Raw genomic sequence first — 23,835 nt, 5'->3', positions numbered from 1 at the left:
CCTGGAGAATGAGCGATTTGTAGATTTGTAGGCCTGATAAGACGCGTTAGCGTCGCATCAGGCAATGGGCAAACGCTCCCTCAGTTAATCGCGAAATAACTACTATTCACCAGCAAATCCAGCGGTTGGGCATCGGCAATCACATCACCATAAATCAGATCGACGCCGATGCCCGAAAGCGTATCCATCACTAAGGGTAAAACGACTGGCCCGGCTATAGTCTTCACCCCGAGTCGCTGAGCGTGCCCCAGAATAATCGTAATCAGCATCTCATCCATCAAATTACCCTGCACGTTGGCGCATAAATCCCCATCAAGTAGCAGGTAATCTGCCATATTCGCTTTCAGCGAGTTGAAGATTTGCAGATCGCGGCCCACCTGGCTGAGCACTATCCGACATCCCGCCAGCCGCAGTTTTTGCACGCTTTCTGCGTGATCTAAAATCGCTTCTGCCGGAATAACCAGATGTAATAACCGTGGTGGTAGAGGGCTATTTTCCATCTGCTCAAGCAGGTCATTCACCAGCGTGGCGCTACTCAAACCGGCAACGGAAAGGGGGAGGGCGATGCTTATGCCTTTACTGGCAACCGCTTTGGCAGCCTGCTGGAAAAATTCGTGGAATACCCGTCGGTCAAGAGCATGGCTAAGTGCCGGATCGCTGCAGCTACGACGAAATGTTTGTTCATCAATAATCTCGCCTTCGCAACTCCACAGCTTAAGTGAAATCAGCCACAAATTACGCGCTTCCGGGATCCGTGGCGAAGCGACACCGTGGGCGATCATCATCAACTGATTCTCTTTAATCATCCGCCACTGTTCATCAAGCGACATCGCCGCCTGTTCGCTATGTACGGCAGCTTGCTGCGGTTCGTAAATCGTCACCCGGCCCCGGCCACCATTTTTGGAGGCATAACAGGCGATATCAGCCTGCGACATCACTTCAGCCGCCTGATGATTGTTGTCATCAATCAAGGTAATCCCGGCACTGGCACCTACCCGATGTACACGTCCTTCCCAGATAAAGTGATAGTCATTCACAGCACTGATAATACGTGTAGCGATAAAACGCGCACTTTCGACATTGCAGTCTGGCAGCAGCAGACCAAATTCATCACCGCCGAGCCGCGCCAGCACGTCGCTGGAGCGCAGCATGCTCAGCATCAACGACGCCAGTTCGCGCAGTAAAGCGTCGCCCGCCGCATGCCCGGCGCTGTCATTCACCGCTTTAAAGCGATCAAGATCGATAAACACCAGGGCATGTCGCTGATGCGTACTGTTTACCGTTTGCAGCAGGATGCGTAGTTGCTTCTCAAAACTGGCGCGATTGGCGAGATGCGTCAGTGCATCATGGGAGGCGCTGTAGCTCAGCTGGCGCAGCATTTTGCGTGATTCGGTGACGTCCTGAATCACCAGAACCGAACCAATATTGCTGCCGTCCAGAGTACTTAACGGCGTAATACTGTAATGCACGTCGTAGCTGCCGCCGCTCCGGCAGTGCAACACCACATCTTGTTCAATCGCGGAACGTGAGGTGTCGGCACTGTAAATGTTTTCCATTAATGGTCCGTTGTCGCCAAAAGTAATATGCAACACCGTCAGGAGCGGAACACCTAATGCTTCTTCCTGCGTCCAGCCGCTCATCTTCTCCGCCACTGGATTCATAAAGGTAATTTTCATTGCCATATCAATACAGACCACGGCTTCGCCGATGGAGTCCAGCGTAATGTGCAGGCGCTCTTTTTCCTGAAACAATGCCTCGTTAAGCTGTTTAACCTCGGTCATATCCATATTGATGCCGAGCAGGCGTTCGACTTCGCCTTCTTTATTCAGTACCCGGTTGGCGAGGGCGCGGATATGGCGGATGCCATCTTTCACGGCAATGCGAAATTCCAGCTTAAAGGGCGAGCGTGATTGCAACGAATCACGAATCACTTTTTCGGCATGCTGGCGATCTTCCGGCAGCACGCACTCGTACCACACCTGCCAGTTCGGTTTGATATGCGGAGGAATTTCATACAGCTCGAACATCCGCTTATCCCAGCTAAAAATATTCGGCTTCAGCTCCCACTCCCAGATGCCAATCCCGCCCGCTTCGTTAGCCAGCGTGATGCGTTCCATCAGTTGCTGATTCACCTGTTCGGTGCGTTTTAGCTCGTTAATGTCTTCAATCTGAGCGATAAAATAGAGCGGCGTGCCATCCGTGTGGCGCACCAGTGAGACGGCAAGCAACGCCCAGACAACATCGCCATTGCGGTTGTAGTAACGTTTTTCCATTGAATAGGTGTTTATTTCACCGCTTATCAGCTTTTCAACCTGTTGGAGATCTTTATTGAGATCCTCCGGCCAGGTCAGTTGCTGAAAGGTGAGTCCGCGCAGCTCTTCCTGACTGTAACCGAGAAACTGGCAGAGTGCTTTGTTGGATTGCAGCCATTGTCCCTCGGTGCCCACTAATGCCATGCCGATGGCGGAATATTCCATGGCGTTCCGAAAGCGGGTTTCGCTTTCGGAAATGTGTTTGCGTTCCGCACGAAAGGCATACATCACCATGGTCATGATGTTGGCGGGCAGCAGGATCAGCAAAAACGGTAGCCACGGCATATGGCTCGTCAGGTACGTACGCGGCGTAGCAAGCAGGGAGGGATCCGCGGCCATCATCAGCGACACCATCATTACCGTGGTAAGGAAGATCAAAAAGGCTTCCATTCGTGGCAGGCGCACGGCGCTCCACATCAACAGCACAATAATGAAAGTAAAAGGCCACGGCAGATACAGCATCGAAAGCCAGCTTAACGTCAGTGTGATGGCTAACGTGAGCAGCGACTCAAAAAGCAACCGTGGGTTGCGATGGCGCAGCAGATAGTGTGGTTTAAATAACAATCCCAGCGGCACCAGTGCCAGAGCGCCGATGGATTCTGACAGTACCCATATCAAAAATGCCCTGAGAGGATCGTCTCCGGGCGTCAGCAGGACAACCAGAACACCCCCCAACAGAGGTGGAACAATGGCGCTGCCGAGTGCCAGACGCAGCCAGTCAGCCAGATTTTGCAAGGGGTTATACCACGGCAGCAATTTACGTAGCAGCACTGCCCCGACCACGGCTTCAACAATATTGATGGTCGTCCAGGTCATGTTCAGCGAGCTGGTGGAAAAAAGCAGGATGGATGCGGCGATATTTCCCAGCGAACAGCTCAGCGCAATTCCCGGCCACATGCGCCCGGCATGGCGATAAAACGCCACCATCATGATGGACGTCGGGAACCACAGTGGGGCGAGTTGGGTGCCAAACTGCGAAAGCTCAAGCGAGAAAAGGGTAAAGATAAACGAGACTAAACCTAAACTGACCAGGTGAAGCAGCGGGTGGGGCAGGGCAATTAATACATGCTGTGATTGTTTGCTCATTACCGCTTTATCCGCAAGACCTGGTCGCCAGTATTCGTTTCTGTGTTTATGCTAGTACAAAAGTTTTACATTTTATATGCGAATTGCTCATAAAGTGACGTAAAGGCGGATAATTTGCGCAACTGCGTATAACATTTTTTACCTTACATAAAACTGATCAACGTAATTTGCCCCCGGGAATTCTTTGTCAACAATTAACTCTGAGCGCGCGGCAACGCTATTCGACTGGTATCAGACGGATGAAATCCCTATAATTGCCGCGTTTGGCGCTTCGTCGCCCCCTTCCTAACATCCAGGTTAATCAGGTCGCTAAATATATGACTGATCAGTCTCATCAGTGCGTCATTATCGGTATCGCTGGCGCATCGGCTTCCGGCAAGAGTCTTATTGCCAGTACCCTTTATCGTGAATTGCGTGAGCAAGTCGGTGATGAACACATCGGCGTAATTCCCGAAGACTGCTATTACAAAGATCAAAGCCATCTGTCGATGGAAGAACGCGTTAAGACCAACTACGACCATCCCAGCGCGATGGATCACAGTCTGCTGCTTGAGCATTTACAAGCGTTGAAACGCGGCTCGGCAATTGACCTGCCGGTTTACAGCTATGTTGAACATACGCGTATGAAAGAAACGGTGACGGTTGAGCCGAAGAAGGTCATCATTCTCGAAGGCATTTTGTTGCTGACGGATGCGCGTTTGCGTGACGAACTTAACTTCTCCATTTTCGTTGATACCCCGCTGGATATCTGCCTGATGCGCCGCATCAAGCGTGACGTTAACGAGCGTGGGCGTTCAATGGATTCAGTGATGGCGCAATATCAAAAAACCGTGCGCCCGATGTTCCTGCAATTCATTGAGCCTTCTAAACAATATGCGGACATTATCGTGCCGCGCGGCGGGAAAAACCGCATCGCGATCGATATATTGAAAGCGAAAATAAGTCAGTTCTTTGAATAAGCTTGATAAATTGTGTACCGTTCAGTGATAACCTGGTATGCCCTTGACGTAATTGGCGTTAAGGGAGTGATGCGCGAAAGGAGAAAATGCCATGCGTCTGTGTGACCGAGATATTGAAGCCTGGCTTGATGAAGGCCGTTTGTCGATCAACCCACGTCCGCCAGTGGAGCGTATTAACGGCGCGACGGTGGATGTACGCCTGGGCAATAAATTTCGTACCTTCCGTGGTCACACGGCAGCGTTTATCGATCTGAGCGGTCCCAAAGATGAAGTGAGCGCCGCGCTTGACCGCGTGATGAGCGATGAGATCGTTCTCGACGAGGGCGAGGCGTTCTATCTTCACCCAGGAGAGCTGGCGCTGGCGGTGACGCTGGAGTCGGTGACGCTGCCAGCCGATCTGGTGGGCTGGCTGGACGGGCGTTCCTCACTGGCGCGTCTGGGGCTGATGGTGCACGTCACCGCGCACCGCATCGATCCGGGCTGGTCTGGTTGCATTGTGCTGGAGTTCTACAACTCCGGTAAGCTGCCGCTGGCGCTGCGTCCGGGCATGTTAATTGGTGCGCTGAGCTTTGAGCCGCTTTCCGGCCCGGCGGCGCGACCTTACAACCGCCGTGAAGATGCGAAATATCGCAACCAGCAGGGCGCGGTAGCCAGCCGAATCGATAAAGACTAATTCAGGCCCATTGAGGATACCATGAGACGATTTCTGACGACGCTGATGATACTCCTGGTCGTGCTGGTGGCCGGGTTATCTGCGTTAGTGTTGCTGGTGAATCCGAATGATTTCCGCGACTATATGGTCAAGCAAGTTGCTGCACGTAGCGGTTATCAATTGCAGCTCGACGGGCCACTGCGTTGGCACGTCTGGCCGCAGCTTAGTATCCTCTCCGGGCGAATGTCTCTCACCGCCCAGGGCGCAAGCCAGCCACTGGTTCGCGCCGACAACATGCGTCTGGACGTGGCGCTTTTACCACTACTGAGTCATCAACTGAGCGTTAAGCAGGTGATGCTAAAAGGGGCAGTGATCCAACTGACGCCGCAGACGGAAGCGGTGCGCAGTGAAGACGCTCCGGTTGCACCGCGCGACAATACCTTGCCGGATCTGTCAGACGATCGCGGATGGTCGTTTGATATATCCAGTCTTAAGGTGGCGGACAGCGTGCTGGTGTTCCAGCATGAAGATGACGAGCAGGTGACAATCCGCAATATTCGCCTGCAAATGGAACAAGATCCCCAACATCGTGGTTCATTTGAGTTCTCCGGGCGGGTTAATCGCGATCAGCGCGATCTCACGATATCCCTTAACGGTACGGTAGATGCTTCTGATTATCCGCATGATTTAACGGCGGCTATTGAACAAATTAACTGGCAGTTGCAGGGTGCCGATTTACCAAAACAAGGTATTCAGGGGCAGGGGAGTTTCCAGGCCCAGTGGCAGGAGTCACATAAACGCCTTTCATTTAACCAAATTAGTTTGACCGCCAATGATAGTACGCTAAGCGGGCAAGCACAGGTTACGCTGACAGAGAAACCGGAATGGCAGCTGAGGCTGCAATTCCCGCAACTGAATCTTGACAACCTCATCCCGCTTAATGAAACCGCGAATGGTGAAAACGGTGCCGCGCAGCAGGGGCAGAGCCAATCAACGTTGCCGCGCCCGGTCATTTCTTCGCGTATTGATGAACCGGCCTATCAGGGACTGCAAGGCTTTACGGCTGATATTTTGTTGCAGGCCAGTAACGTGCGCTGGCGCGGAATGAATTTTACAGATGTTGCCACGCAAATGACCAACAAGTCGGGTTTGCTGGAAATTACTCAACTGCAGGGCAAACTTAACGGTGGACAGGTTTCACTGCCGGGCACGCTGGACGCGACATCAATAAATCCGCGGATAAACTTCCAGCCACGGCTGGAAAACGTTGAGATTGGTACCATTCTGAAGGCGTTTAACTATCCGATTTCGTTGACCGGAAAAATGTCACTGGCTGGTGATTTCTCCGGTGCTGACATAGATGCCGACGCATTCCGCCACAACTGGCAAGGACAGGCACATGTCGAAATGACCGACACGCGCATGGAAGGGATGAACTTCCAGCAGATGATTCAGCAAGCGGTAGAGCGTAATGGCGGTGATGTGAAGGCCGCTGAAAACTTTGATAACGTGACGCGGCTTGACCGCTTTACCACCGATTTGACGTTGAAGGATGGCGTCGTGACGTTAAACGACATGCAAGGTCAATCGCCTGTGCTGGCGCTGACAGGGGAAGGCATGTTGAATCTGGCAGATCAAACCTGCGACACCCAGTTTGATATTCGGGTCGTGGGTGGCTGGAACGGGGAAAGCAAACTGATTGATTTCCTGAAAGAAACGCCAGTACCGCTGCGGGTTTATGGCAACTGGCAGCAACTCAATTACAGCCTGCAAGTGGATCAGTTACTGCGCAAACATCTACAGGACGAAGCGAAACGTCGCCTGAATGACTGGGCCGAGCGGAATAAAGATTCCCGTAATGGCAAAGATGTGAAGAAGTTGCTGGAGAAGATGTAGGTTACCAGGTGACCAGTCCTGTAGGCCTGATAAGACGCGTAAAGCGTCGCATCAGGCGTTCGTGGCGGCATCATTATATTCTGAATATGTAAGATCGAAGGCTGTTCCGTTCACTTGATGTTCCTCGCTACTATGGAACGCTCAAGCCGGTGAACGTGCCAGGGTGGCTCAATCTCCACCACCCTGGCAACCCGGGCTCCCGGCGGTAAATCGCCGATGGCGCGGTTCCCTCATCTTATTCCTTTCGGCTATTGGGTAAAATGACCGATACCATCACACCTCGTACTCCATCTCGCCATCCTTACGCAGCGGTATAATCTGCACCTTCTGCACGCGATGGCTTTCTACCTGCAACGTTTTAAGCAAATAATCCCCCACCTGAACTTCTTCGCCAGGTTTTGGAATACGCTGCAAATACTCCATCAACAGCCCGGCAATGGTGTGATATTCACGTTTTTCATCCAGCGGCAGCGGCACATATTGCACCAGATCCTCCAGCGGCATATGACCATTCGCCGTCCAGGAACCGTCCGCATTCTTCTGAATATCATGGCGGGCGTCGATCTCTTCCACTTCGTTCGGTAAGTTACCGGCAATGGTTTCAGTGACGTCACTTAATGTCACAATCCCTTCCACCGAGCCAAACTCATCCACCACAAAAGCAAAGTGCGTGCGGGCATTACGGAACTGCTCCAGGGCAGGTAACAACGGCAAGGTTTCCGGGAACACCAGCGGCTGGCGAATCAACACCCGCAGGTTGAGCGGTTCGCCGCGCAGAGACTGTTGTAGCAGGTCGATAACGTGAACAACACCGAGCAAATCTTCTGCGTCATCACCGTCGGTAACCACCAGCCGCGTATGCTGATTTCGCTCCAGCAACTGGCGGATTTCTTCTTCCGGCGCGTTGAGATCGATATGCTCAATATCGTGGCGCGACGTCATAATGCTGCTGACGGTACGCTGGTTAAGATTAAGTACCCGCTCAATCATCCGCCGTTCCTGCGGATTAAAGATCTGCTGGTTACCATGATCCACCAGCATGGACGCGGTTTCGGCGTCCAGTTCCGCATCTTCTTTTTGCCCGCTAAGCAGGCGCATTACCGCTTCGGTAGTCCGCTGGCGCAGCGTCTGGTTAGCGGAAAGAAAACGTCGCCGGTTAAAGATAGCCAACTGATTGAGCGCCTCGATCATCACCGAGAAACCAATGGCAGCGTACAGGTAGCCTTTCGGAATGACGAAGCCGAAACCTTCTGCCACCAGGCTAAAGCCAATCATCAACAGGAAGCTTAAGCAGAGAATAACGATCGTCGGGTGACTGTTAACAAATTGCGTTAACGGCTTGCTGGCCATCAACATCAGGCTGATAGCGATAACCACGGCGGCCATCATGACCAGTAAATGGTCGACCATCCCGACGGCGGTAATCACTGAGTCGAGTGAGAAAATGGCGTCCAGTACCACAATTTGCGTCACCACGCCCCAGAACTTCGCACCTTTGCGTTGTGTGGGATTATTGCTGTCTTTCCCTTCCAGCCGTTCGTTCAGCTCCATCGTGGCTTTGAACAACAGGAAGAAACCACCAAACAGCATGATTAAGTCGCGGGCGCTAAAGGTAAACGAGCGGAAGCTGAACAGCGGTTGAGTCAGGGTGACCAGCCAGGAGATTGACGCCAGCAGTAACAGGCGCATTAACATTGCCAGCAGCAGCCCGGTAACCCGTGCGCGGTCACGCTGCTTCGGCGGTAGTTTTTCGGCGAGGATGGCAATAAAGACCAGGTTATCAATGCCGAGGACCAGTTCGATCACAATCAGCGTGATTAACCCGGCCCAGATAGACGGATCGGCAATCCATTCCATAGTAAGTACAAAACCTATTCGTTGTATGACAAATGTCACAATTCGATCATGGATAAATCGGGGCAAAAATGCAATGTTGCAGCACTATTTATCTCATATTATTTGAGGGTAATAACCTCACATTATCCCTGAATTAAAAGTGGTAATAATAAAACATTATTTAAGAAATATCGCATGTGGAGACACTATATTAAATATTGTCAACCTAAAGAAACTCCTAAAAACCATATTGAATGACACTTAATATAATTCTTAAAAATAGCCAATTACCGAATTGTTATCTTGCCTGCTATTCCGTTAGCTGTAACACTTCCTCCTGCATTATTGGAAAGCCAATATTCAATTACCATAATGTCACCTTATATTCGGAAGTTAATTTCCGTAATAACCCTTTCTCATCAACGACTGCATGCTGAGAGGGTGTGAAAAATTAAACTAAATCAGTGTATTGGTAGCTAAAAAGCCAGGGGCGGTAGCGTGTCTGGATGCCTGAAAGACCAGTCTGAATTATTCTGTCAATAGCCTGCGGATGAAATCAATTTTTTTAGGACTGATGCCAGTTAAATTTTTATTCAATTAACTGCAAGGTAAATGTGCATGGCGACATTGCTATTAATAGTGCACAGGATAATTACTCTGCCAAAGTGATAAATAAACAATGATGAAATCCAAAATGAAATTGATGCCATTATTGGTGTCAGTAACCTTGATAAGCGGTTGCACAGTACTTCCGGGCAGCAATATGTCGACGATGGGCAAAGACGTCATCAAACAGCAGGACGCTGATTTCGATCTCGACAAAATGGTGAATGTTTATCCGCTGACCCCGCGCCTGATTGACCAATTACGCCCACGCCCGAATGTAGCGCGCCCCAATATGACGCTGGAAAGTGAGATCGCGAATTACCAGTATCGCGTCGGGCCGGGGGACGTTCTTAATGTCACCGTCTGGGATCACCCGGAACTCACCACGCCAGCCGGTCAGTACCGCAGCTCCAGCGACACCGGCAACTGGGTACAGCCTGACGGCACTATGTTTTACCCGTATATCGGCAAGGTCCACGTAGTCGGGAAAACGCTCGCTGAAATCCGCAGTGATATTACCGGGCGCTTAGCGACGTACATCGCTGACCCGCAGGTGGACGTTAATATCGCCGCCTTCCGCTCACAAAAGGCCTATATCTCCGGTCAGGTGAATAAATCCGGTCAACAGGCGATCACCAACGTGCCACTGACTATTCTCGACGCCATCAACGCCGCAGGTGGCCTGACCGACACCGCTGACTGGCGCAACGTGGTGCTAACACACAATGGTCGTGAAGAGCGCATTTCTTTGCAGGCGCTGATGCAAAACGGCGACCTCAACCAGAATCGCCTGCTTTACCCCGGCGATATTCTCTACGTGCCACGTAATGATGATCTGAAAGTATTTGTGATGGGTGAAGTGAAGAAACAGAGCACCCTGAAAATGGACTTTAGCGGCATGACCCTGACTGAAGCCCTGGGCAATGCTGAAGGCATCGACATGACCACCTCCAACGCCAGCGGCATCTTTGTCATTCGTCCGCTGAAAGGCGAGGGCGGGCGTAACGGCAAGATTGCCAATATCTACCAGCTGGATATGTCCGATGCCACGTCGCTGGTGATGGCGACAGAATTCCGCCTGCAACCTTATGACGTGGTGTATGTCACCACCGCCCCGGTTTCCCGCTGGAACCGTCTGATCAATCAGTTGCTGCCAACTATTAGCGGTGTCCGTTACATGACGGATACAGCCAGCGACATTCATAACTGGTAATCGTCATGTTTAACAACATCTTAGTTGTCTGTGTCGGCAATATTTGCCGTTCCCCGACGGCGGAACGCTTACTGCAACGTTATCACCCGGAACTGAAAGTGGAGTCCGCTGGACTCGGCGCGCTGGTCGGTAAGGGCGCTGATCCTACCGCTATCAGCGTCGCCGCAGAACATCAACTGTCTCTGGAAGGTCACTGTGCACGGCAAATCAGCCGCCGTCTGTGTCGCAACTATGACCTGATTTTGACCATGGAAAAGCGCCATATCGAACGCTTATGCGAGATGGCACCTGAGATGCGCGGCAAAGTGATGCTGTTTGGTCACTGGGATAACGAATGTGAAATCCCCGATCCGTATCGCAAAAGCCGGGAAACGTTTGCAGCGGTGTACACATTACTTGAACGGTCTGCCCGCCAGTGGGCGCAGGCATTGAACGCAGAGCAGGTATAAGAATGACAGAAAAAGTAAAACTACATGCCGCTCCGGTAACGGGCAGTGATGAAATCGATATTGGTCGCCTGATCGGCACCGTCATTGAAGCGCGCTGGTGGGTGATTGGCATCACCGCCGTATTTGCCCTCTGTGCCGTGGTTTACACCTTCTTCGCCACGCCGATTTATAGTGCCGACGCACTGGTACAAATCGAGCAAAGCAGCGGCAATTCGCTGGTGCAGGATATCGGCTCGGCATTAGCCAACAAACCGCCTGCATCGGACGCCGAGATCCAGTTGATTCGTTCGCGTCTGGTGCTTGGTAAAACGGTGGACGATCTAGACCTCGATATTGCGGTGAGCAAAAACACGTTCCCGATTTTCGGTGCGGGCTGGGATCGTTTGATGGGACGTCAGAACGAGACGGTGAAAGTGACCACCTTTAACCGCCCGAAAGAGATGGCGGACCAGGTGTTTACGCTTAATGTGCTGGACAATAAAAACTACACCCTGAGCAGTGATGGCGGCTTTAGCGCCCGTGGGCAAGCGGGCCAGATGCTGAAAAAAGAAGGCGTCACGCTGATGGTTGAAGCCATTCACGCCCGCCCGGGCAGTGAGTTTACCGTCACCAAATACTCCACGTTGGGGATGATCAACCAACTGCAAAACAGCCTGACGGTAACGGAGAACGGCAAAGACGCAGGCGTACTGAGCCTGACTTATACCGGTGAAGATCGCGAACAGATCCGCGACATTCTTAACAGCATCGCCCGTAACTATCAGGAACAAAATATTGAGCGCAAATCGGCGGAAGCGTCGAAAAGCCTCGCTTTCCTCGCGCAACAGTTACCGGAAGTACGTAGCCGCCTCGATGTTGCCGAAAACAAACTGAATGCCTTCCGTCAGGATAAAGATTCTGTTGATCTGCCGCTTGAAGCGAAAGCGGTGCTCGATTCGATGGTGAACATTGACGCGCAGTTGAACGAACTGACCTTTAAAGAGGCGGAAATCTCCAAGCTGTACACCAAAGTTCACCCGGCGTACCGCACGCTGCTGGAGAAACGTCAGGCGCTGGAAGACGAAAAAGCCAAACTTAACGGTCGCGTAACGGCGATGCCGAAAACCCAGCAGGAGATTGTCCGTCTGACCCGCGATGTCGAGTCTGGTCAGCAGGTCTATATGCAGCTGCTGAATAAAGAGCAGGAGCTGAAAATCACCGAAGCCAGCACCGTCGGCGATGTGCGCATTGTTGACCCGGCAATTACCCAGCCAGGTGTACTGAAACCGAAGAAAGGACTGATTATCCTCGGCGCGATTATCCTCGGCCTGATGCTCTCTATCGTGGGTGTGCTGCTGCGCTCGTTGTTTAATCGCGGCATCGAAAGCCCGCAGGTGCTGGAAGAACACGGTATCAGCGTCTATGCCAGCATCCCGTTGTCGGAATGGCAGAAAGCGCGCGATAGCGTCAAAACCATCAAAGGAGTTAAACGCTATAAACAGAGCCAGCTACTGGCGGTGGGGAATCCAACCGATCTGGCGATTGAAGCCATCCGCAGTCTGCGTACCAGTCTGCACTTCGCGATGATGCAGGCGCAGAACAATGTGTTGATGATGACCGGGATTAGCCCGTCAATCGGTAAAACCTTTGTCTGCGCCAACCTGGCGGCGGTGATCAGCCAGACCAATAAACGCGTGTTGTTGATCGACTGCGATATGCGCAAAGGCTACACCCACGAGCTGTTGGGCACCAATAACGTCAATGGCCTGTCGGACATTCTGATTGGTCAGGGCGATATTACTACCGCAGCTAAACCGACCTCTATTGCCAAATTTGACCTGATCCCGCGCGGTCAGGTGCCGCCAAATCCTTCTGAACTGTTGATGAGCGAACGCTTTGCCGAACTGGTGAACTGGGCGAGTAAAAACTATGACCTGGTGTTGATTGATACGCCGCCGATTCTGGCAGTGACCGATGCGGCAATTGTTGGTCGTCACGCTGGAACCACGTTAATGGTGGCGCGTTATGCGGTCAACACCTTGAAAGAAGTGGAAACCAGTCTGAGCCGCTTTGAGCAAAACGGTATTCCGGTGAAAGGGGTGATTCTGAACTCCATCTTCCGCCGCGCCAGCGCGTATCAGGATTATGGCTATTACGAATACGAATATAAGTCGGACGCGAAATAACGAGATCCGCTGTCGGATGCGATGCTGACGCATCTTATCCGACCTACGCTCACGCCGCATCCGGCAACAGAACCCGTAAACAAGCTTATAAACCGGCAGAACATCTCGACACTCCGGGAGAACAACCTATGAAAGACAATCCGCTGATCTCAATCTATATGCCGACCTGGAACCGCCAACAACTGGCGATTCGGGCAATAAAATCGGTTTTGCGCCAGGACTACAGCAACTGGGAGATGATCATCGTGGATGATTGCTCCACCTCCTGGGAACAACTGCAACAGTACGTCACTGCCCTCAACGATCCGCGTATTACCTACATTCACAACGACATTAACAGCGGGGCGTGCGCGGTACGTAACCAGGCGATTATGCTGGCGCAAGGGGAATACATCACCGGGATCGATGATGATGATGAATGGACACCCAACCGTCTGAGCGTCTTCCTCGCCCATAAACAGCAACTGGTCACTCACGCCTTTTTGTACGCTAACGACTACGTTTGCCAGGGCGAAGTCTATTCCCAACCAGCAAGTTTGCCGCTATATCCCAAATCGCCGTATTCACGCCGCCTGTTCTACAAACGCAATATCATTGGCAACCAGGTCTTTACCTGGGCATGGCGTTTCAAAGAGTGTTTGTTCGATACCGAACTGAAAGCGGCACAGGATTACGACATCTTCCTGCGGATGGTGGTGGAGTACGGCGAACCGTGGAAAGTAGAAGAGGCGACGCAGATCCTGCATATCAATCACGGTGAAATGCAGATCACCTCGTCACCGAAAAAATTCTCCGGATACTTCCACTTTTACCGCAAGCACAAAGACAAATTCGACCGTGCCAGTAAAAAATATCAGCTGTTTACCCTCTACCAGATCCGCAATAAACGTATGACCTGGCGCACTTTGCTGACGCTGCTGTCGGTGCGTAACGGCAAACGTCTGGCTGATGGTATTCGGGGGCGCTAAAGATGCTGGAAGATCTACGCGCCAACAGCTGGAGTTTACGCCCGTGCTGCATGGTTCTTGCCTATCGCGTCGCTCATTTTTGTTCGGTGTGGCGCAAAAAGAACGTTCTCAACAATCTGTGGGCGGCCCCGCTGCTGGTGCTGTATCGCATTATCACCGAATGCTTTTTCGGTTATGAAATCCAGGCTGCCGCGACCATTGGCCGCCGCTTTACTATCCATCACGGTTACGCCGTAGTGATCAATAAAAACGTGGTAGCGGGGGATGATTTCACCATTCGCCACGGCGTCACTATCGGCAATCGGGGGGCCGATAACATGGCATGTCCACACATTGGCAACGGCGTCGAACTCGGTGCCAACGTCATTATTCTTGGTGATATCACGCTTGGTAACAACGTCACCGTGGGCGCGGGCAGCGTGGTGCTCGACTCTGTCCCGGACAACGCGCTGGTGGTGGGAGAAAAAGCGCGAGTGAAGGTAATTAAATGAATATTTTGCAATTTAATGTGCGACTGGCGGAAGGCGGGGCAGCAGGTGTGGCGTTAGATCTCCACCAGCGTGCGCTGCAACAGGGGCTGGCGTCACATTTTGTCTACGGTTACGGCAAAGGCGGCAAAGAGAGCGTCAGCCATCAGAACTATCCGCAGGTCATCAAACATACGCCGCGGATGACCGCGATGGCGAATATTGCTCTGTTTCGTCTGTTTAATCGCGATCTGTTTGGCAATTTCAATGAGTTATATCGCACCATTACTCGCACAGCGGGTCCGGTGGTCCTGCATTTTCATGTGCTGCACAGCTACTGGCTAAATCTTAAGAGCGTGGTGCGCTTTTGCGAAAAAGTGAAAAACCATAAACCGGACGTCACTCTGGTCTGGACGCTGCACGACCACTGGAGTGTTACCGGACGCTGCGCCTTTACCGACGGTTGCGAAGGCTGGAAAACAGGCTGCCAGAAATGCCCGACCTTAAATAACTATCCGCCGGTGAAGATTGATCGCGCACACCAACTGGTGGCGGGCAAACGCCAGTTATTCCGTGAGATGCTGGCGCTGGGCTGTCAGTTTATTTCCCCCAGCCAGCATGTGGCTGACGCTTTCAATAGCCTGTACGGTCCAGGGCGTTGCCGGATTATCAATAATGGCATTGATATGGCAACTGAAGCGATTCTGGCGGACTTGCCTCCGGTGCGCGAAACCCAGGGCAAGCCGAAAATCGCGGTGGTGGCGCATGATCTGCGTTACGACGGCAAAACTAACCAGCAACTGGTACGCGAGATGATGGCGCTGGGCGACAAAATTGAACTGCATACCTTTGGTAAGTTCTCGCCGTTCACCGCTGGCAACGTGGTTAATCATGGCTTTGAAACCGACAAACGTAAGCTGATGAGCGCGCTCAATCAGATGGATGCGCTGGTATTCAGTTCTCGCGTCGATAACTACCCGCTGATTTTGTGTGAGGCGCTATCGATTGGCGTGCCGGTGATTGCCACCCATAGCGATGCGGCGCGGGAAGTGTTGCAAAAATCCGGCGGTAAAACCGTCAGCGAAGAAGAGGTGCTGCAACTGGTGCAGTTAAGCAAACCGGAAATCGCGCAGGCGATATTTGGTACCACGCTGGCTGAGTTCAGCCAACGCAGCCGTGCCGCTTACAGTGGACAACAGATGCTGGAGGAGTATGTCAACTTCTATCAGAATCTGTAGCTACCTGCTGCTGCCGCTGATCTACCTGCTGGTTAACGTCAAAATCGCCCAGCTTGGTGAAAGTTTCCCCATCACCATCGTAACTTTTTTACCTGTTTTGTTACTGCTGTTTTTAGAACGCATCAGCGTTAAAAAATTGATGATTGCCTTAGGGATTGGCGCGGGACTCACGGCGTTTAACTATCTGTTTGGTCAGTCGCTGGATGCCAGTAAATACGTCACTTCAACTATGCTGTTTGTCTATATCGTGATCATTATTGGTATGGTGTGGAGTATTCGCTTTAAAACGATTTCGCCACACAACCATCGCAAGATATTACGTTTCTTTTATCTGGTGGTCGGGCTGGTGGTGGCGCTGGCGGCGGTGGAGATGGCGCAAATTATCCTCACCGGCGGCAGCAGTATTATGGAGTCGATTTCGAAATATCTGATTTACAGCAACAGCTATGTGCTGAATTTCATCAAATTCGGCGGCAAGCGCACGACAGCACTTTATTTCGAACCGGCATTTTTCGCTCTGGCATTAATCTCAATTTGGCTCAGCATCAAACAGTTTGGTATCAAAACGCCTAAAACAGATGCTATGATTCTCGCAGGGATAATATTATCCGGATCGTTTTCAGGGGTTATGACCTTTATCCTGTTTTATTTGCTGGAGTGGGCATTTCAATATCTGAATAAAGAGGCGATTAAGAAAAAGTTACCGTTAGCATTGATTTCTCTGGCTGTATTCCTGGTTGGTGTGGTAATTGCATTTCCTTATATTTCCACCCGTCTGGGCGATTTAGGTACGGAAGGATCGTCATCGTATTATCGTATTGTCGGTCCGCTGGTGATGGTCGGTTATTCTTTGACCCATATTGACGGTGTAGTCAGATTTGGCTCACTTTATGAATATGTCGCATCATTCGGAATATTTAACGGTGCGGATGTCGGAAAAACCATAGACAATGGTTTGTATCTGCTGATTATTTATTTTTCCTGGTTCGCAGTGTTTTTATCGCTGTGGTACATGGGGAAAGTGATAAAAATGATGATCAACGCTTTTGGTGATAACCGCAATTTTCGCGTGCAATTATATCTTTTTACTCCGGTGTCGCTGTTTTTTACCGGTTCGATATTTAGCCCGGAATATGCATTTTTAATCGTCTGTCCGTTTATTTTGCGAAAAGCGTTAAATATTACGAGGTAAGAATAAGAACATGTTGCTTAGCATAATCACTGTCGCGTTTCGTAACCTCGAAGGGATAGTCAAAACACATGCCTCGCTGGCGCATCTGGCGCAGGTGGAAGATATCAGCTTCGAATGGATTGTTGTCGATGGCGGTTCCAACGACGGCACCCGTGAGTATCTGGAAAATCTCAATGGTATCTTTAACCTACGCTTTGTCAGCGAGCCAGATAACGGTATCTACGACGCCATGAACAAAGGCATTGCGATGGCACAAGGCAAGTTCGCGTTGTTTCTCAATTCGGGCGATATTTTTCATCAGAATGCCGCAAATTTTGTCCGTAAGTTAAAAATGCAAAAAGATAACGTGATGATCACCGGCGATGCGCTGCTGGATTTTGGCGACGGGCATAAAATTAAACGTAGCGCCAAACCGGGCTGGTATATTTATCACAGCCTGCCCGCCAGTCATCAGGCGATATTTTTCCCTGTATCCGGCTTGAAAAAATGGCGTTATGACCTGGAATATAAAGTTTCTTCCGACTACGCGCTGGCAGCCAAAATGTATAAAGCCGGTTATGCATTTAAGAAACTCAATGGCCTGGTGTCTGAATTTTCCATGGGTGGGGTATCTACCACCAATAATATGGAATTGTGTGCTGACGCGAAAAAAGTCCAACGACAAATATTACATGTGCCTGGCTTTTGGGCTGAATTATCCTGGCATTTACGCCAACGTACTACCTCAAAGACGAAAGCCTTATATAACAAAGTCTGAATATAAGGAAAACCAATGCAAGATTTAAGCGGTTTCTCGGTGCCGAAAGGGTTCCGGGGCGGCAACGCTATTAAAGTGCAATTATGGTGGGCAGTACAGGCAACAATATTTGCCTGGTCGCCACAAGTATTGTATCGCTGGCGGGCTTTTTTATTACGTTTATTCGGAGCAAAAATAGGAAAAAACGTAGTTATTCGTCCGTCAGTAAAAATTACCTATCCGTGGAAATTAACCTTAGGTGATTACGCGTGGGTCGGCGATGACGTCAATTTATATACCCTCGGTGAAATAACCATTGGCGCACATTCGGTGATATCGCAAAAAAGTTATTTATGCACCGGTAGCCACGACCATGCAAGTCAACATTTCACCATTAACGCCACGCCTATTGTGATTGGCGAGAAATGCTGGCTGGCAACCGATGTCTTTGTTGCCCCAGGCGTCACAATCGGCGACGGCACCGTCGTGGGTGCACGAAGCAGTGTTTTTAAATCGCTTCCGGCAAATGTGGTTTGCCGGGGGAATCCCGCAGTGGTGATACGCGAACGCGTTGAAACTGAATAAATTCAAAAATACAGAGGAATAATACATGTCAAAAGTCGCTCTCATCACCGGTGTAACCGGACAAGACGGTTCTTACCTGGCAGAGTTTCTGCTGGAAAAAGGTTACGAGGTGCATGGTATTAAGCGTCGCGCATCGTCATTCAACACCGAGCGCGTGGATCACATTTATCAGGATCCGCACACCTGCAACCCGAAATTCCATCTGCATTATGGCGACCTGAGTGATACCTCTAACCTGACGCGCATTTTGCGTGAAGTACAGCCGGATGAAGTGTACAACCTGGGCGCAATGAGCCACGTTGCGGTCTCTTTTGAGTCACCAGAATATACCGCTGACGTCGACGCGATGGGTACGCTGCGCCTGCTGGAGGCGATCCGCTTCCTCGGTCTGGAAAAGAAAACTCGTTTCTATCAGGCTTCCACCTCTGAACTGTATGGTCTGGTGCAGGAAATTCCGCAGAAAGAGACCACGCCGTTCTACCCGCGATCTCCGTATGCGGTCGCCAAACTGTACGCCTACTGGATCACCGTTAACTACCGTGAATCCTACGGCATGTACGCCTGTAACGGAATTCTCTTCAACCATGAATCCCCGCGCCGCGGCGAAACCTTCGTTACCCGCAAAATCACCCGCGCAATCGCCAACATCGCCCAGGGGCTGGAGTCGTGCCTGTACCTCGGCAATATGGATTCCCTGCGTGACTGGGGCCATGCCAAAGACTACGTAAAAATGCAGTGGATGATGCTGCAACAGGAACAGCCGGAAGATTTCGTTATTGCTACCGGCGTTCAGTACTCCGTACGTCAGTTCGTGGAAATGGCGGCAGCACAGCTGGGCATCAAACTGCGCTTTGAAGGCACGGGTGTTGAAGAGAAGGGCATTGTGGTTTCCGTCACCGGGCATGACGCGCCGGGCGTTAAACCGGGTGATGTGATTATCGCCGTTGACCCGCGTTACTTCCGTCCGGCTGAAGTTGAAACACTGCTCGGCGACCCGACCAAAGCGCACGAAAAATTGGGCTGGAAACCGGAAATCACCCTCAGAGAGATGGTGTCTGAAATGGTGGCTAATGACCTCGAAGCGGCGAAAAAACACTCTCTGCTGAAATCTCACGGCTACGACGTGGCGATCGCGCTGGAGTCATAAGCATGAGTAAACAACGAATTTTTATCGCTGGCCATCGCGGGATGGTCGGTTCCGCCATCAAGCGACAGCTCGAACAGCGCGGTGATGTGGAGCTGGTATTACGCACCCGCGATGAACTGAACCTGTTGGACAGCCGCGCGGTGCATGATTTCTTTGCCAGCGAACGCATTGACCAGGTCTATCTGGCGGCGGCGAAAGTGGGCGGCATTGTTGCCAACAACACCTATCCGGCGGATTTCATCTACCAGAACATGATGATTGAGAGCAACATCATTCACGCCGCGCATCAGAACGACGTGAACAAACTGCTGTTTCTTGGATCGTCCTGCATCTACCCGAAACTGGCAAAACAGCCGATGGCAGAAAGCGAGTTATTGCAGGGCACGCTGGAGCCGACCAACGAGCCTTACGCCATTGCAAAAATCGCCGGGATCAAATTGTGCGAATCTTACAACCGCCAGTACGGACGCGATTACCGCTCAGTCATGCCGACCAACCTGTATGGCCCGTATGACAACTTCCACCCGAGTAATTCGCATGTGATCCCAGCATTGCTGCGTCGCTTCCACGAGGCGACGGCACAGAATGCGCCGGACGTGGTGGTATGGGGCAGCGGTACACCGATGCGCGAATTTCTGCACGTCGATGATATGGCGGCGGCGAGCATTCATGTCATGGAGCTGGCGCATGAAGTCTGGCTGGAGAACACCCAGCCGATGTTGTCGCACATTAACGTCGGCACGGGCGTTGACTGCACTATCCGCGAGCTGGCGCAAACCATCGCCAAAGTGGTGGGTTACAAAGGCCGGGTGGTTTTTGATGCCAGCAAACCGGATGGCACGCCGCGCAAACTGCTGGATGTGACGCGCCTGCATCAGCTTGGCTGGTATCACGAAATCTCACTGGAAGCGGGGCTTGCCAGCACTTACCAGTGGTTCCTTGAGAATCAAGACCGCTTTCGGGGGTAATGATGTTTTTACGTCAGGAAGACTTTGCCACGGTAGTGCGCTCCACTCCGCTTGTCTCTCTCGACTTTATTGTCGAGAACAGTCGCGGCGAGTTTCTGCTTGGCAAAAGAACCAACCGCCCGGCGCAGGGTTACTGGTTTGTGCCGGGAGGGCGCGTGCAGAAAGACGAAACGCTGGAAGCCGCATTTGAGCGGCTGACGATGGCGGAACTGGGGCTGCGTTTGCCGATAACAGCAGGCCAGTTTTACGGTGTCTGGCAGCACTTTTATGACGATAACTTCTCTGGCACGGATTTCACCACTCACTATGTGGTGCTCGGTTTTCGCTTCAGAGTATCGGAAGAAGAGCTGTTACTGCCGGATGAGCAGCATGACGATTACCGCTGGCTGACGCCGGATGCACTGCTCGCCAGTGACAATGTTCACGCTAACAGCCGCGCCTATTTTCTCGCTGAGAAGCGTGCCGGAGTACCCGGATTATGAAAATACTGGTCTACGGCATTAACTACTCGCCGGAGTTAACCGGCATCGGCAAATACACTGGCGAGATGGTGGAATGGCTGGTAGCACAAGGTCATGAGGTGCGGGTCATTACCGCACCGCCTTACTACCCGCAGTGGCAGGTGGGCGAGAACTATTCCGCCTGGCGCTACAAACGAGAAGAGGGGGCCGCCACGGTGTGGCGCTGCCCGCTGTACGTGCCAAAACAGCCGAGCACCCTGAAACGCCTGTTACATCTCGGCAGTTTTGCCGTCAGCAGTTTCTTTCCTCTGATGGCGCAACGTCGCTGGAAGCCGGATCGCATTATCGGCGTGGTGCCAACGCTGTTTTGCACGCCGGGAATGCGCCTGCTGGCGAAACTCTCTGGTGCGCGTACCGTGCTGCATATTCAGGATTACGAAGTGGACGCCATGCTGGGGCTGGGCCTTGCCGGAAAAGGCAAAGGCGGCAAAGTTGCACAGCTGGCAACGGCGTTCGAACGTAGCGGACTGCATAACGTCGATAACGTCTCCACGATTTCGCGCTCGATGATGAATAAAGCCATCGAAAAAGGCGTGGCGGCGGAAAACGTCATCTTCTTCCCCAACTGGTCGGAAATTGCCCGTTTTCAGCATATTGCAGATGCCGATGTTGATGCCCTTCGTAACCAGCTTGGCCTGCCGGATAACAAAAAAATCATTCTTTACTCCGGCAATATTGGTGAAAAGCAGGGGCTGGAAAACGTTATTGAAGCTGCCGATCTCCTGCGCGATGAACCGCTGATTTTTGCCATTGTCGGGCAGGGCGGCGGCAAAGCGCGGCTGGAAAAAATGGCGCAACAGCGTGGTCTGCGCAACATGCAATTTTTTCCGCTGCAATCGTATGACGCTTTACCCGCACTGCTGAAGATGGGCGATTGCCATCTGGTGGTGCAAAAACGCGGCGCGGCAGATGCCGTATTGCCGTCGAAACTGACCAATATTCTGGCGGTAGGCGGTAACGCGGTGATTACTGCAGAAGCCCACACAGAACTGGGACAGCTTTGCGAAACCTTTCCGGGCATTGCGGTTTGCGTTGAACCGGAATCGGTCGAGGCGCTGGTGGCGGGGATTCGTCAGGCGCTCCTGCTGCCCAAACACAACACGGTGGCACGTGAATATGCCGAACGCACGCTCGATAAAGAGAACGTGTTACGTCAATTTATAAATGATATTCGGGGATAATTATGGCGCAGTCGAAACTCTATCCAGTTGTGATGGCAGGTGGCTCCGGTAGCCGCTTATGGCCGCTTTCCCGCGTACTTTACCCCAAGCAGTTTTTATGCCTGAAAGGCGATCTCACCATGCTGCAAACCACCATCTGCCGCCTGAAAGGCGTAGAGTGCGAAAGCCCGGTGGTGATTTGCAATGAGCAGCACCGCTTTATTGTCGCGGAACAGCTGCGCCAACTGAACAAACTCACCGAGAACATTATTCTCGAACCGGCAGGGCGTAACACTGCACCAGCCATTGCGCTGGCGGCGCTGGCGGCAACACGTCATAGTCCGGAGAGCGACCCGTTAATGCTGGTGCTGGCGGCGGATCATGTGATTGCCGATGAAGACGCGTTCCGTGCCGCCGTGCGTAATGCCATGCCGTATGCCGAAGCGGGCAAGCTGGTGACCTTTGGCATTGTGCCGGATCTACCAGAAACCGGTTATGGCTATATTCGTCGCGGTGAAGTATCTGCGGGCGAGCAGGATACGGTGGCCTTTGAAGTGGCGCAGTTTGTCGAAAAACCGAATCTGGAAACCGCCCAGGCCTATGTGGCAAGCGGCGAATATTACTGGAACAGCGGCATGTTCCTGTTCCGTGCCGGACGCTATCTCGAAGAACTGAAAAAATATCGTCCGGATATTCTCGATGCCTGCGAAAAAGCGATGAGCGCCGTCGATCCGGATCTCGATTTTATTCGCGTGGATGAAGAAGCGTTTCTCGCCTGCCCGGAAGAGTCGGTGGATTACGCGGTCATGGAACGTACGGCAGATGCCGTTGTGGTGCCGATGGATGCGGGCTGGAGCGATGTCGGTTCCTGGTCCTCTTTATGGGAGATCAGCGCCCACACCGCGGAAGGCAACGTTTGCCACGGCGATGTGATTAATCACAAAACTGAAAACAGCTATGTGTACGCCGAATCTGGCCTGGTCACCACCGTCGGGGTGAAAGATCTGGTGGTGGTGCAGACCAAAGATGCGGTGCTGATTGCCGACCGTAACGCGGTGCAGGATGTGAAAAAAGTGGTCGAGCAGATCAAAGCCGATGGTCGCCATGAGCATCGGGTGCATCGCGAAGTCTATCGCCCGTGGGGCAAATATGACTCTATCGACGCGGGCGACCGCTACCAGGTGAAACGCATCACCGTGAAACCGGGCGAAGGCTTGTCGGTACAGATGCACCATCACCGCGCGGAACACTGGGTGGTGGTCGCGGGAACGGCAAAAGTCACTATCGACGGTGATATCAAACTGCTTGGTGAAAACGAGTCCATTTATATTCCGCTGGGGGCGACGCATTGCCTGGAAAACCCGGGGAAAATTCCGCTCGATTTAATTGAAGTGCGCTCCGGCTCTTATCTCGAAGAGGATGATGTGGTGCGCTTCGCGGATCGCTACGGACGGGTGTAAACGTCGCATCAGGCGCTGGTTGTCGGATGCGGCGTGAACGCCTTATCCGACCTACGGTTCGGATTTGTAGGCCTGATAAGACGCGGCAGCGTCGCATCAGGCGCTGGCTGTCGGATGCGGCGTGAACGCCTTATCCGACCTACGGTTCGGATTTGTAGGCCTGATAAGACGCGGCAGCGTCGCATCAGGCGCTGGCTGTCGGATGCGGCGTGAACGCCT

Annotated in this window: 19 protein-coding genes; 17 read left to right on the top strand and 2 right to left on the bottom strand. The window is 52.0% G+C overall.

Annotation, left to right across the window (positions count from 1 at the left end):
• Positions 1-80 precede the first annotated feature (80 nt).
• Positions 81-3,398, bottom strand: a complete 3,318-nt coding sequence (locus tag ACJHW7_RS21150; protein WP_072650393.1) for a diguanylate cyclase — start codon at positions 3,396-3,398, stop codon at positions 81-83.
• A 317-nt stretch (positions 3,399-3,715) separates the two neighbouring features.
• Here ACJHW7_RS21150 and udk point away from each other — a divergent pair, with 317 nt between their 5' ends.
• From udk to asmA, 3 genes are all read left to right on the top strand, one after another.
• Positions 3,716-4,357: a uridine kinase gene (gene udk, locus ACJHW7_RS21145; RefSeq protein ID WP_001295424.1), complete on the top strand. Its 642-nt coding sequence runs from the start codon at positions 3,716-3,718 to the stop codon at positions 4,355-4,357.
• Between the two features lie 91 nt (positions 4,358-4,448).
• Positions 4,449-5,030 carry a dCTP deaminase gene (dcd, locus tag ACJHW7_RS21140; RefSeq protein WP_001234767.1) on the top strand — a complete coding sequence of 194 codons (582 nt, stop codon included), beginning with the start codon at positions 4,449-4,451 and terminating at the stop codon, positions 5,028-5,030.
• Between the two features lie 21 nt (positions 5,031-5,051).
• Entirely contained in the window at positions 5,052-6,905 is a 1,854-nt protein-coding gene (asmA, locus tag ACJHW7_RS21135; protein WP_001252331.1) for an outer membrane assembly protein AsmA, read from the top strand.
• 273 nt (positions 6,906-7,178) lie between these two features.
• Here the strand turns inward: asmA and ACJHW7_RS21130 are convergent, their stop codons facing one another.
• Positions 7,179-8,762, bottom strand: coding sequence for a TerC family protein (locus tag ACJHW7_RS21130; RefSeq protein WP_000454701.1), 1,584 nt, complete (start codon positions 8,760-8,762; stop codon positions 7,179-7,181).
• Positions 8,763-9,420: 658 nt separating this feature from the next.
• Here ACJHW7_RS21130 and wza point away from each other — a divergent pair.
• From wza to cpsB, 14 genes are all read left to right on the top strand, one after another.
• Complete coding sequence (gene wza, locus ACJHW7_RS21125; protein ID WP_000978094.1) at positions 9,421-10,560, top strand: polysaccharide export protein Wza; 1,140 nt, start codon at positions 9,421-9,423, stop codon at positions 10,558-10,560.
• Between the two features lie 5 nt (positions 10,561-10,565).
• A complete protein-coding gene (gene wzb, locus ACJHW7_RS21120) occupies positions 10,566-11,009 on the top strand; it encodes a low molecular weight protein-tyrosine-phosphatase Wzb (protein ID WP_000482901.1) in 444 nt (147 codons plus the stop codon).
• Between the two features lie 2 nt (positions 11,010-11,011).
• Positions 11,012-13,174, top strand: coding sequence for a tyrosine-protein kinase Wzc (gene wzc / locus ACJHW7_RS21115; RefSeq protein WP_073313285.1), 2,163 nt, complete (start codon positions 11,012-11,014; stop codon positions 13,172-13,174).
• A gap of 128 nt (positions 13,175-13,302) precedes the next feature.
• Complete coding sequence (gene wcaA / locus ACJHW7_RS21110; RefSeq protein ID WP_000654503.1) at positions 13,303-14,142, top strand: colanic acid biosynthesis glycosyltransferase WcaA; 840 nt, start codon at positions 13,303-13,305, stop codon at positions 14,140-14,142.
• Between the two features lie 2 nt (positions 14,143-14,144).
• Positions 14,145-14,633, top strand: coding sequence for a colanic acid biosynthesis acetyltransferase WcaB (wcaB, locus tag ACJHW7_RS21105; protein WP_000888740.1), 489 nt, complete (start codon positions 14,145-14,147; stop codon positions 14,631-14,633).
• On the top strand, positions 14,630-15,847 hold the full coding sequence (wcaC, locus tag ACJHW7_RS21100; protein ID WP_001023871.1) for a colanic acid biosynthesis glycosyltransferase WcaC: 1,218 nt from the start codon (positions 14,630-14,632) through the stop codon (positions 15,845-15,847). Before wcaB ends, wcaC begins: the two co-directional genes overlap by 4 nt.
• Positions 15,822-17,039: a colanic acid polymerase WcaD gene (wcaD, locus tag ACJHW7_RS21095; protein WP_000107816.1), complete on the top strand. Its 1,218-nt coding sequence runs from the start codon at positions 15,822-15,824 to the stop codon at positions 17,037-17,039. Before wcaC ends, wcaD begins: the two co-directional genes overlap by 26 nt.
• A gap of 10 nt (positions 17,040-17,049) precedes the next feature.
• Entirely contained in the window at positions 17,050-17,796 is a 747-nt protein-coding gene (wcaE, locus tag ACJHW7_RS21090; protein ID WP_000927089.1) for a colanic acid biosynthesis glycosyltransferase WcaE, read from the top strand.
• 15 nt (positions 17,797-17,811) lie between these two features.
• Positions 17,812-18,360, top strand: a complete 549-nt coding sequence (gene wcaF / locus ACJHW7_RS21085; protein ID WP_001153547.1) for a colanic acid biosynthesis acetyltransferase WcaF — start codon at positions 17,812-17,814, stop codon at positions 18,358-18,360.
• A gap of 25 nt (positions 18,361-18,385) precedes the next feature.
• Positions 18,386-19,507: a GDP-mannose 4,6-dehydratase gene (gmd, locus tag ACJHW7_RS21080; protein ID WP_000048190.1), complete on the top strand. Its 1,122-nt coding sequence runs from the start codon at positions 18,386-18,388 to the stop codon at positions 19,505-19,507.
• Between the two features lie 2 nt (positions 19,508-19,509).
• The gene (fcl, locus tag ACJHW7_RS21075) at positions 19,510-20,475 is read left to right on the top strand and encodes a GDP-L-fucose synthase (protein ID WP_061356326.1); all 966 of its coding nucleotides are present in this window, start codon (positions 19,510-19,512) and stop codon (positions 20,473-20,475) included.
• Positions 20,476-20,477: 2 nt separating this feature from the next.
• Positions 20,478-20,957 (top strand): GDP-mannose mannosyl hydrolase, encoded by a 480-nt coding sequence (gmm, locus tag ACJHW7_RS21070; protein WP_001342585.1) that lies wholly within the window; start codon positions 20,478-20,480, stop codon positions 20,955-20,957.
• Positions 20,954-22,177, top strand: coding sequence for a colanic acid biosynthesis fucosyltransferase WcaI (wcaI, locus tag ACJHW7_RS21065; RefSeq protein WP_000699772.1), 1,224 nt, complete (start codon positions 20,954-20,956; stop codon positions 22,175-22,177). Before gmm ends, wcaI begins: the two co-directional genes overlap by 4 nt.
• Positions 22,178-22,179: 2 nt before the next feature.
• Positions 22,180-23,616 (top strand): mannose-1-phosphate guanyltransferase, encoded by a 1,437-nt coding sequence (gene cpsB / locus ACJHW7_RS21060; RefSeq protein WP_000079246.1) that lies wholly within the window; start codon positions 22,180-22,182, stop codon positions 23,614-23,616.
• The last annotated feature ends 219 nt before the right edge of the window (positions 23,617-23,835 follow it).

Source organism: Escherichia sp. WS1152 (genome assembly GCF_046487665.1).
Classification (GTDB): domain Bacteria; phylum Pseudomonadota; class Gammaproteobacteria; order Enterobacterales; family Enterobacteriaceae; genus Escherichia; species Escherichia coli.
This window is presented reverse-complemented; position numbering and strand designations above follow the sequence as displayed.